The organism is Solirubrobacter deserti, from assembly GCF_027587175.1.
GTDB lineage: Bacteria > Actinomycetota > Thermoleophilia > Solirubrobacterales > Solirubrobacteraceae > Solirubrobacter > Solirubrobacter deserti.
This window is the reverse complement of the sequence record NZ_JAPCID010000096.1, coordinates 1-10,318: the sequence shown is the minus strand read 5'-3', so window position 1 is coordinate 10,318 and position 10,318 is coordinate 1. Positions and strand designations below refer to the sequence as shown.

The following is a 10,318-nucleotide window of genomic DNA, read 5'->3' as shown; positions in this document are numbered from 1 at the left end:
GACCTTGGGACCGGGGGCGCCCGCGCGCTTCCGGGTCGCCCCCGGCCACTCCCATGCCGTGGACGCGCCGGGCGCCCACGGCGCGGCGGCCCGCCGGCGCTTCACGCGCGGCCGCCTCGCGCGCGGGCGCCGGCTCGTCCTGCGTCCCGCGGTCGCGGCGGTTGCGCTGCTCGCGGCCGGCACGGGCCTCGGCGTCCTGCTCGACCGCGATCCCGAGCCGGCGACGCGGCTCGTGCTCAGCCCGATCGAGGGCGTGGAGCCCGGGGCGAGCGGCCGCGTCGGCGTGTCCTCCGACCGCGTCAGCCTGCGCGTCAGCGGTCTGCAGCCCACCGCGGAAGGCCAGTTCTACGAGCTGTGGCTGCTGGGCGCCGACAACCAGCTCGTCGGGCTCGGCTCGTTCCGGGTGGGAGACGACGGCACCGCGACGCTCCGCCTCCCGCTGCCCGTCGACCCCGAGCGCTTCCGCTACTTCGACATCTCGCTCGAGCCGGGCGACGGCGACCCCGGCCACTCCGGAGTGTCCGTGTTGCGCGGCCCGACCGTCTAGCGGCGACGGGCGCGGAACTCGTCGAGCGCGACGGCCTCGGCGCTCACCGCGGGCGCTTCGAAGCCCACCGCCGCGGCGTCCGCTGACCAGAGCGAAGGGTGCGCGTCGAGCCAGCGCTGGGCGTCCTCGCGGCCGAGCTTCAACAGCCGCTCGATGAACACCTCGTCGAAGAAGATGAACGAGAGCAGCTCGCCCCTCGCGGCCGCGGCGCCGCCCCCGAGCACCCGCGAGAGCAGCGCGAAGTCCGGCGAGCGCAGCCCGCGCAACCCGCCGTAGCGCTCGCGGAACACCGCCTCGGCCAGCGCGCCGATCTCGCCGCGCCGCGACGGCGCCACGAGCGCGTACGAGACGCGCCGGTACGGCGGCCGCCCCTGCGCCTCGCGGTAGGCGCGAGCCGCGCGGGAGGTGCCCGTCGTCGGGTGCTCGGCGAAGAACGCGTTGACCGCGAGCATGCGGCGCACGTCGTGGGCGACCTGGTCGAGCAGCAGCCCGTCGAGCGCGTTGGCGGCGACGTCCGCGAGGCGGGGCGGGGAGAGGGCCGGGCCGGGCACGCGCGGCGCGGGGGCCGCGCCCGCCGAGCGCCCTCGCTCGGCCGCGAACGGCTCGTAGCCGACGACGATCACGCGCTCGGCGCCCAGCGCCAGCGCGGGCGCGATGGGCGCGTTCAGGCGCGTCGCGCCGTCGACGTAGTGGCCCACGGCGCCGAGCGGCGCGGTCACCTCCACGGGCGGGAACAGCAGCGGGATCGCAGCCGAGGCGCGGACATGCTGGCCCTCGAGGCGCGTGTGGACGTAGTCGATCTCGCGGTCACCGCGGGGCGGCGCCGCGGCGCTCTCCACGAACCCGACGGGGAGCCCGCGCTCGACTGACGTCGCCACGACGCACACCGCGTGGATCAACCGCGCGGCGACGTTGGCGTGCAACGCGTCCCAGTCGATCCAGCCGTCCAGGCTGCGCGCGAGCGGCGAAGGGTCCAGGAGCGAGGCGGCGCGCAGGCCGGCGAGCTCGAGCAGCTCGCCCACCAGGCGCACCAGGCCGAGCCCGGTCCCGACGCCGATCACCGGCCGGATCACGAACCCCTTGCGCACGGAGCGCCAGTGCTCGAGGAGCGTCAGGGCCTGCTCGCGTGCCGGCCGGGCGGCGACGGCGGCGACGACCGCGGCGTTGATCCCGCCCACGCTCGTCCCGCACACGACCTCCACCCGCTCCCCGCGCGCCTCCAGCGCGGGGAGCAGGACCGAGAGCGCGCCGGCTTCATACGCGCCGCGCGCCCCACCGCCGGGGAGGACAAGACCGATTCGCACTCGTGTCGCGAAGGGTGTCCGCCGCGCGCGGTCGTCCGTGTGGACCGCGGGCCAAGATTGCGGCGCGCCGTCAGGACAGCCCGGCCAGCGCGGCCTCGCGGCTCGGGTAGAGCGCGAGCAGGCGCTCGACCCCGCGGAAGCGGAAGATCGAGGGTGGGTTCTCCGGCGCGAGGACGATCGCCACGCGTCCGCGCGCGGACGCCGTGATCAGCGTCGAGAGGCCGCTGGAGTCGATGAACAGGACCTGCGTGAGGTCGATGACGAGGTTGGCGGCTTCGGCGTTCGCGAGCGCTCGTTCGAGCTCGATCACGTTCGAGAAGGTGACCTCGCCGCCGACGACGATCGCGGCCGTGTCCGGGCCGAGCGGCTCGGTGGTGATCATCGCGCCAGCTCCAGCCACACGCGGTGGCGCTCGCCGCGCTCGATCCCCCAGCGGGCGGCGCACCGGTCGACGAGGTACAGCCCCCACCCGCCGGGGCCGTCGGGCGTCTCGATCGGCCGTGCGGGCGCTTCGAAGCCGCGCCCGTCGTCGCTCACGCTCAGGTGCACCGTGCGCGGCGCGAGCCGCACCTCCAGCTGGACGGTCGCCGCGTCGGCGTGGCGGACCGCGTTGGCGACCAGCTCGGTCGCGAGCAGGCGCACGTCCATGGCGGTCCGCTCGCCGAGCTCGGAGGCGAGCGGGGCGAGCGCGTCGGCGACGTCGTGCGCGGCCTCCGGGCGCGCCGCGAAGCGCTCCGAGACGCGCCGTGGCGCCGCGACCCGCAGCGCCAGGCAGGCGATGTCGTCGCGCGGGTTCCCGCCCGCGTTGCTCACCGCCGTGCGCTCGAGGTGCTCGACCACCGCGCGCGGGCCGTCCGCGGCCTTCTCCGCCACCAGCGCCGCGAGGTCGGGCTCGGTCAGGATGCGGCGCGGCGCGTCGGCCTCGCTCACGCCGTCGGTGTAGAAGACGAGCAGGTCGCCGGGCGCCAGCGTCATGTGCACCTCCGGCAGGTCCGGCCGTTCGATGATCCCGAGCGGCGTGCCGACGTCCCCGACCGCCACCGCGGTCCCGTCCGCGCGCGCGAGGATCGGCATCGGGTGCCCGGCGGTCGTGAGCTCGACCTGGACGGCTTCGTCGTGCAGCTCCACGCGCGCGAGCGCGGCTGTGACGAACCCGGGGGCCTGCTGGCGCAGCATCGCGTCGTTCAACCGCACCAGCTGGTAGCTCGGGCGCAGCCCCGCGGCGGCGTGGGCGCGCAGCGTGTAGCGCGCGAGCGCCGTGACGGCGGCGGCCTGCGGGCCCTTGCCGCAGACGTCGCCGACGACCACCGCGAAGCTCCCGTCCCCCTGCACGAACACGTCGTAGAAGTCGCCACCGACCTCGTTGCCCTCGCCCGCGGCGCGGTAGGTCGCGGCCAGCTCGAGCCCGTCGATCTCCGGCAGGTGTGGCGGGAGCAGCGCGCGCTGGAGCGTCTGGGCCGTGCGCGTGCGCTCCTGGTACAGGCGCGCGTTCTCGATCGCGATCGCGGACTGCGCGGCGATCCCGACCACCATGTGCTCGTCCTCGGCGCTGAACATGCCGGGCTCGGGGTGGCCGAAGAACAGGCCGCCGGCAACCTCGCCGTCGGAGGTGATCACGGGCACGGCGAGGTAGGAGCGGACGGGCAGATGGCCCTCGGGCATGCCGTGGTACGGCGCGCTGTGGCCGTAGCGCGGGTCGGCGAGGACGTCGTCGAGCCGGACGATGCCCTTACCCGTGAACGTGGGCGCGAAGATGTCCGTGTTGCGCGGCATCGGGAAGCGCTCGAACGCGCTGCGCTCGACGCCCGAGAGCGTGTAGAGCATGTACGCCTCGCCCGCATCGGAGATCACGTTGTAGAAGAACGCGCCGAACTGCGCGGGGGTCAGCTCCCGCGCCGCGTCGGTGGCCAGCTGGACGATCTCGTGCAGCTCCAGCCGCCCCGCGATCGCCTGCCCGACGCGGTGCAGCGCCTCCGCGCGCTGCTTTTCGCGCAGCAGCCGCCGGCCCTGCTCCTCGGCGTCCAGGCGCGCGGCGTGCTCGCGCTGGAGCAGCTCCAGCGTCTCGATCGCGTTCGCGGCCATCTGCGCGAGCTGGATCACGATCGCCTCGTCGTCGCGGGTGAAGTCGCCCGGCTTGTCCCACAGCTCGATCAAGCCCAGGCTGGAGCCGTCCCGCGCCATCAGCGGCGCGACCAGCCGCGGGCCGGGCGGCGCCCCGTTGGGCCCACGGCGCGCGACGCCCTTGCGCGCGCCGATCACCTCACGCGCCGCCGCCGCGACGATGTTGAGCACGTCGCGGTCGGTCTCGGCGGCGGTGACCGCGCGTGCGGCGTCGGCCAGTGAGCGCAGAAGCGGGTCAGGCATTCCGGCGGGATCGTATTCGCGCAGCGCGACGGGGGCGCGCGGTCGCGCGCCAGCCGTGGCGAAGGACAGCTTCGAGCCGATCCTTTACTGAAAGCTCCACGAGGGCTAGAGTGCCATTGGGAAAGGAACGAAGCTATCCTTTCCTAACGGCAGAGCAGAGGAAAGCGTCCGCGTGCGTGGGCACTACGTCCATCAGACCTGGCCGGCGGACCCCGCCGTCTACGCGCCCCCGCGCTACCGGCGCGCGTGCGGGTACGACGCCTTCATCCCGGAGACGGTCGCCGGTGCCGATGTCACTTTGCCCGGCGACGTCGCCGGCGTGGTGTCCGACGCCGAGAAGGCGATCTTCGACCTCAACCGCAAGGCCGGGCCCGAGTTGCTGCCGCTCGCCCGGCTGCTGCTGCGAACCGAGTCGATCGCGTCTTCGAAGGTCGAGGGCCTGCAGGTGGATGCCCGCCAGCTGGCGCGCGCCGAGGCCAGCCAGGAGACCGGCCGCAGAGTCGGCTCACAAGCGGCCGAGATCCTCGCGAACATCGACGCCATGCAGCTCTCGATCGAACGAGCTGCCGAGCTTGCGGGAATCCGCCCGGGGGACTTGCTGGACATCCATCGGGTGTTGCTCGAGCGGGCACCGAACTCGCAGATCGCCGGGCGGTTCCGCAGCTCGCAGAACTGGATCGGGGGCAACGACTACAACCCGTGTGGCGCGGCGTTCATCCCTCCTCCGCCGGGCGAGGTCGATCGGCTGCTCGACGATCTGTGCGCGTTCGTCGACGATGTCGCGCTTCCGCCGCTCGTACAGGCCGCGATCGCGCACGCCCAGTTCGAGACGATCCACCCGTTCGAGGACGGCAACGGCCGAACCGGCCGTGCGCTGGTGCAGGTCGTGCTCCGTCGACGCGGACTCACACCGGCGTTCGTGCCCCCGATCAGCGTCGTGCTCGCGCGTGACAAGGATCGCTACCTCAACGGTCTGACGCTGTTCCGCGAGGACCGGCTCGCCGACTGGATCGAGTTGTTTGCGGCCGCCACCGCCGAGGCCGCGATGCTCGCGGTGCACTACACGGCGCGCGTGAGCCGGCTGCAGGACGTGTGGCGCCAGCGGCTGCGTGACCACGCGAATCCTCGGGCGGACGCCGCCGCTTGGGGCCTGATCGCCGTGCTTCCGGCGCATCCGATCGTCACGGTGTCGGTCGCTGTCGCCGCGACCCGGCGAACCAAGCCGGCGGTCGCGAACGCGATCGAGCAGCTGGAAGCCGCCGGGATCCTCACGCGTCTCACCGAATCCGCGCGCAACCGTGCGTGGGAGGCCGAGGGGCTGCTGGATCTGATCGTGGGACTCGAGGCCGGGGTCGCGTGGCAGACTTAACGACGATGAGCGATCTCGAACGCCGCGGCGGTTCCCGCCCCACCCGCAAGCAGCGCGAGGAGCGCGCCTACCGTCTCGTGCTGGCCACCGGCGCGTTCGGGGTGATCGGCGTGGCCGGCCTCGTGCTGGCGATCGTCGACATCATCGGCGCCGGGCTGCCGATCCTGGCGCTGGTCATCGCTGCGATCTGCTTCATGATGTTCCGCCGCACCGTCAGCCGTCGATAGGCACGGTGAACTTCGCCGGGTACTCGTCGAAGTCCGAGACCCGCACGGTGAGCTGCATGATCCAGTCGCCCTCGACGCCGAGGCTCGCCGCGTTGACCACGTAGTGCCCGGGGCCGGCGACGTTCGGCTCCAGCTCGATCTTCGCGATGTTGCGCTCCGGCATCTCGGCCGTCAGCCGCACCTCGCGCTCGGCGGCGAACGGCGCGCCCGTCTCGCGGTCGAACAGGTACAGGTGCGTCTCGTTCGGGCCGACCCGGGCCGGATCGACGGTGATCTCCGCGCGCGCCGGGCCGACGTTGACCGTGGTCGAGAACGGGCCGGCGGACACCGCGGTCGACGGTGAGTAGCTCGACAGCGCCGCCGTCGCGCCGAGCGCGACGAACCCGAGCGCGAGCTCGACGACCAGTACGCGGCGCAGCAGCGCGCCGATCCGCCCCGGCGAGCCCGTCAGCGCCTTGAGCGCGGGCACGAGCTTCTGCCGGTTGTAGACGCCCGCGGCGAGGATCAGCACCGCGACGGCGATCTTGATCAGCACGGAGCGGCCGAACGCCGTGTCCAGCAGGGCGGCCCAGCTGCCGACCTCGATCAGGCTCTGCACGACGCCGCTGACGATCAGCACCGGCAGCGCGATCGTGGCCAGCAGCGAGAAGCGCCCGATCGTTCCCGCGAGCAGCGGCGTGCGCTGCTCGGGCGCGACGCCCGCCGTCGCGGCGCGCAGGGCGAGCACGAGCACGGCGATCCCGCCCAGCCAGGCGCTCATCGCGAGCACGTGCACGACGTTCGCGGGCAGCAGCACCGCGACGGGCTGCTGGACGCTCGTGTGGCCGCCCAGAGAGGGCAGGAGGCTGAGCGCGAAGAGGGGCACGGCGAGTCCGATGACCTTGCCGGTGGAGAGCGCGGGCCCGGCCGTGGCGGGCGCAGCGAGCGCGGTGGCCGGCGCGGCGGCGGTGGCGACGCCGCCGGACGGGCCGGGCGAGCCATCGTTGGCGGGGGTGGGCGTGCCGCCCATGGCGGGGGCGGGCGAGCCGCCGTTGGCAAGGGCCGGCGAGCCGCCCATGGCGGCGGGCGAGCCGCCTCCGTTCGGGGCGGCGTCGCCGGGCGCGTCTGCGGCCGGCACAGCGCCGCCTTCTTCCCCCTCGCGCAGCGGGCGCGTGAACAGCACCGCGATCACGAGCAGCCAGACGGCGGCCCCGATGCCCCAGGCGCGGCCCCAGCGCGTGCCGAGCACCTCGGTGAACACGCTCGGGCTGACCGCGTCCAGCAGCGAGCCGCCCTGGCCGACCCAGCCCTGCAGGATCACGGCGACGAACGCGGACGCGAAGCCCGTGATCGCGGCGACGAGCAGGATCCGCTCCAGCCGCGCGACGAAGGGCGCCGAGCGACGGCGGGTGGGACGCCAGCAGGCGAGGAAGAAGATCAGCGCGCCGAGGCCGATCGCGATCGCCGCGTACTGGAAGCCGCGGGCGACGGCCAGGGCGGTGTTCGCGGTCGAGCTCGTCCCGCCGCCGGCGGCGAGCAGCTCGTCGAGGGAGGCCGAAGGCGCGGCGCCTTCGCCGACGGTGAAGACGTAGCCGCTGGAGATCGGGTGGCCGTCCGCGGACACGAGCCGGTAGGTGGCGGTGTACGTTCCGTCGCCGAGTCCGTCCCTGAGCTTGATCGCGATCCGCTCGCCGCGGTTCTCCGGGTGGTACGCCTCGCCGGTCTGGACCTCCTGGCCGGTGGCGTCGAACACCCGCACGGCGCCGAAGCTGGCCTCGACCGCCTCGTCGAAGACGAACACCACCTCCGCGGGCGGCGCGTTGAGCTGCTCGCCGCGCTCCGGGATGGTCGACTGCAGCGTCGCGTGCGCGAGCGCCGAGGCGGGCGCCACGAGGCCGGCGGCGAGCGCGAGGCAGAGGGCGAGGAGGCGCCTCACCACGCCTCGACGGGTTCCTTGCCGCCCTCCGCCGGCTCGCCCCGTCGGCGGCGGACGATCAAGACGGCGAGCGAGAGCACGATGATCAGGCCGGCGAAGACGAAGATCGCGGCCAGCGGCAGCCCGCCGCTGTCGAGCGGCACCCACGTCAGCGTGCCGGTGACCTCGCCCTTCTGGCTGCCGATCTGGATCGGGATCTGCCACTTGTCGTAGATCACCGTCTCCTTGTTCTTGTCGGTGAGCTGCGGCGGGTCGCTCTCGCCCATCCAGTGCATGCGGTGGTCGTGCCACTCGAAGCGGCCGCTCTTGGAGAGCTCCTTCCACTCCGGCTCGGACGGCAGGTTCTGCGGCACGGCCGCGTCCCCCATGCGGTCCTCGTTGAGGTAGTACGCCTTGGAATTCGTGTTGACCAGGACGGTCCCGTCGGCCTTGACCTGCGCGTAGGGCTCGTTCTCGTAGCCGAAGACCTCGACGTCCTCGCGGCTGGTGTTGTGGAGCAGGACACGGTCGTCGAAGTTGAGGATCTCGACGTTCACGCCTTCAGTGTTCGGCGTGATCGTCTTGACCACGGAGCGGTAGTTGGGGTTGCCCTCATGGGCGAACGCGACCGGCGCCGCGACGAGCAGGGCCAGCAGGGTGAGCAGGGCGACGGGACGTCTGGTCATCGTGAGCGGCGCAGTTGCATCAGGAGGGCCGCGCCCGCGAGGACGACGGCCACGATGGACAGGATCAGCGGCAGCGGGGAGTCCGAGCTCGCTTCGACGGTGGCCGCCACGGGCTCGGCGTTCGTCTGCTCGGGCGCGGCGGTCGCGGACGCGGCGGCTTCGGCCTCGGCGCCCTCACCACCCGCATTCTCGCGCGGCGCGTCGGCGGAGATCGTCGTCACGGCGGCGGGGTTGTCGGAGTCGGGCGCGCCGATCCAGCGCGACGTGGAGCCGTCGTCGTAGGTCTGGATCGCCTTCCACGCGATCTCGCCCTCCTGCTCGGGCGTGGAGGCCAGGAACGCGAAGCGCGCGAAGCCGTCCTCGGCCAGCTCGCCCTTCCACGTGACCGTCTCCAGGCTGCCGTCCGCGCCCGTCTTGTTCTCGCGCGTCCAACCCTCGGGCTCCTCGAACGAGAACGGGATCACGTCCTTGGGGATCTGGAGCGTGACCTCGGTCGTGTGCGCGTCCTTCTCGTTCGGGACGATCACCTGGAACAGCACAGGGTCCCCGGGCGCGGCGAGCGCCGGCCGGACCTGGACGTGCGCGGAGGCCGCCGGTGCCGCGACGAGCGCGGCGGTGACGGCGGCAAGGAGGGCGCGGCGGATCACTTGAGCTTGAACTTGAAGGAGCCGGTCTGCGTGTGGCCGTCGGCGGCCTTCATCGTCCACTTCGCGGTGTAGGTGCCGGCGCGCTTGGAGGACTTCAGCGGCACGCGCAGCTTGCGGACGTCGCGCGGATCGCGGCCGCCCTTGCCGGAGGAGACGGTGCCGCCCGGGCCGGTGACCGTGATCGTGCCGGAGCGGATCTGGCCGGTGAACGTGACGCTGACCGTGCCAATCCGCGTGCTGGCCGTCTTGTTCTTGCCCGGGTAGGTGGACTTGACCTCGGTGTGGGCGAACGCGGTCGCGGTGGCGATCGCGGAGACCGCCGCGGTGGCCGCGAGGGCGGTGGTGACTTTCTTGCGCATCGTTGTGTTCCTTCGTCTTCCGGGTTGCGCCGCGCGTGGCGCGGCAGGGCTAAGTGAGACCTGCGAACCCGGAAGGAGGCGGCCGCATTGCGAGCGCGGACGCGAGCGGGCCGGCCGTGGGCCGCGCGACGAGCACGAGGCGAGGCCGGGGCGCCCGCGCCGCGGGGCGCGGGAGCGGGGTGCTGCGGCGCCGGTCGCGCAGGCGCTCGATCAGCGCCTCGCCCGGCCGGAAGCCGCCCGCCAGCAGTGCGAGCAACAGCAGCGCCGGAGCCATCGTCAGCGCAAGCCCGGGCGACGCGACCAGAGCGGACGCGAGCAACACGAACAGGCAGACGAACGCCAAGGCGCGCTTCATCACCGAACGAGCATAGGCGAGAACGCGCGCGTCCGACAGACCTTCTGGCCAGATAGATTGCCTGGTGTGAAGACCCGGGCTTGTCTGGCCGCCGTGTTCGCGGCCCTGACCCTCGCCGCGTGCGGGGGCGATTCCGAGGGCGAAGGCGAGGCCACGGCCACGCCGGGGCAGCCGTCCGCCGCCAACGGGCAGGAGCTGTTCACGCAGAACTGCGCGAACTGCCACACGCTGGCCGCGGCCGGCGCGAACGGGCAGGTCGGCCCGAACCTGGACGACCTGCGTCCGGGCCCGGACCTCGTCCGAACCCAGACCGAGAACGGCGGCGGCGCGATGCCCGCGTTCAAGGGCCGGCTGTCGCCGGAGCAGATCCAGGCGATCGCCGACTACGTCGCCGAGAACGCGGGCGCCAGTTAGGCGCGCTCGCGCCGCCCCGCGAGGCGGCGCGGCGCGGGGCGGCGAAACTCGCCGGCCCCGCGCGATCGCGCGGGGCTAGGCGGTGCGCTGGCCCTGGCCATGGCGGGCGCGGGGCGGGGGCCGGCGGGGGGTGCGGCGGGCGCGGAGCGGGT

Annotated in this window: 12 protein-coding genes; 4 read left to right on the top strand and 8 right to left on the bottom strand. The window is 73.6% G+C overall.

The features are described from left to right. On the top strand, positions 1–547 hold a 547-nt coding region (locus tag OJ962_RS33735), incomplete at its 5' end, for an anti-sigma factor (protein ID WP_270006926.1). Here OJ962_RS33735 and OJ962_RS33730 read toward each other — a convergent pair. The 3 genes from OJ962_RS33730 to OJ962_RS33720 all read right to left on the bottom strand — a co-directional run bounded on the left by OJ962_RS33730 (position 544) and on the right by OJ962_RS33720 (position 4,215). Further along, on the bottom strand, positions 544–1,851 hold the full coding sequence (locus OJ962_RS33730; protein WP_202956526.1) for a patatin-like phospholipase family protein: 1,308 nt from the start codon (positions 1,849–1,851) through the stop codon (positions 544–546). The genes OJ962_RS33735 and OJ962_RS33730 overlap by 4 nt on opposite strands. A 70-nt stretch (positions 1,852–1,921) precedes the next feature. Then, positions 1,922–2,233, bottom strand: a complete 312-nt coding sequence (locus OJ962_RS33725) for an STAS domain-containing protein (RefSeq protein ID WP_238932160.1) — start codon at positions 2,231–2,233, stop codon at positions 1,922–1,924. After that, positions 2,230–4,215 (bottom strand): ATP-binding SpoIIE family protein phosphatase, encoded by a 1,986-nt coding sequence (locus OJ962_RS33720; RefSeq protein WP_202956528.1) that lies wholly within the window; start codon positions 4,213–4,215, stop codon positions 2,230–2,232. The genes OJ962_RS33725 and OJ962_RS33720 overlap by 4 nt, the downstream gene beginning before the upstream one ends. Positions 4,216–4,387: 172 nt before the next feature. Here OJ962_RS33720 and OJ962_RS33715 point away from each other — a divergent pair, with 172 nt between their 5' ends. Together OJ962_RS33715 and OJ962_RS33710 are read left to right on the top strand one after the other, a co-directional pair. Beyond that, positions 4,388–5,584, top strand: a complete 1,197-nt coding sequence (locus OJ962_RS33715) for a Fic family protein (RefSeq protein WP_202956529.1) — start codon at positions 4,388–4,390, stop codon at positions 5,582–5,584. Positions 5,585–5,589: 5 nt separating this feature from the next. Further along, positions 5,590–5,811, top strand: a complete 222-nt coding sequence (locus OJ962_RS33710; RefSeq protein WP_270006925.1) for a hypothetical protein — start codon at positions 5,590–5,592, stop codon at positions 5,809–5,811. Here OJ962_RS33710 and OJ962_RS33705 read toward each other — a convergent pair. From OJ962_RS33705 to OJ962_RS33685, 5 genes are read right to left on the bottom strand one after another with little or no spacing between them, the layout of a single operon-like run. After that, positions 5,798–7,726, bottom strand: coding sequence for a copper resistance CopC/CopD family protein (locus OJ962_RS33705; RefSeq protein ID WP_202956531.1), 1,929 nt, complete (start codon positions 7,724–7,726; stop codon positions 5,798–5,800). The genes OJ962_RS33710 and OJ962_RS33705 overlap by 14 nt on opposite strands. Beyond that, positions 7,723–8,391, bottom strand: a complete 669-nt coding sequence (locus OJ962_RS33700; RefSeq protein WP_202956532.1) for a hypothetical protein — start codon at positions 8,389–8,391, stop codon at positions 7,723–7,725. The genes OJ962_RS33705 and OJ962_RS33700 overlap by 4 nt, the downstream gene beginning before the upstream one ends. Beyond that, entirely contained in the window at positions 8,388–9,038 is a 651-nt protein-coding gene (locus OJ962_RS33695) for a DUF1775 domain-containing protein (RefSeq protein ID WP_202956533.1), read from the bottom strand. Before OJ962_RS33695 ends, OJ962_RS33700 begins: the two co-directional genes overlap by 4 nt. Beyond that, positions 9,035–9,397: a copper resistance CopC family protein gene (locus OJ962_RS33690; protein ID WP_202956534.1), complete on the bottom strand. Its 363-nt coding sequence runs from the start codon at positions 9,395–9,397 to the stop codon at positions 9,035–9,037. The genes OJ962_RS33695 and OJ962_RS33690 overlap by 4 nt, the downstream gene beginning before the upstream one ends. Positions 9,398–9,446: 49 nt before the next feature. After that, positions 9,447–9,752 carry a hypothetical protein gene (locus OJ962_RS33685; RefSeq protein WP_238932052.1) on the bottom strand — a complete coding sequence of 102 codons (306 nt, stop codon included), beginning with the start codon at positions 9,750–9,752 and terminating at the stop codon, positions 9,447–9,449. A 66-nt stretch (positions 9,753–9,818) separates the two neighbouring features. Between OJ962_RS33685 and OJ962_RS33680 the strand changes: the two genes are divergently transcribed. Continuing rightward, positions 9,819–10,166 (top strand): c-type cytochrome, encoded by a 348-nt coding sequence (locus tag OJ962_RS33680; RefSeq protein WP_202956535.1) that lies wholly within the window; start codon positions 9,819–9,821, stop codon positions 10,164–10,166. The last annotated feature ends 152 nt before the right edge of the window (positions 10,167–10,318 follow it).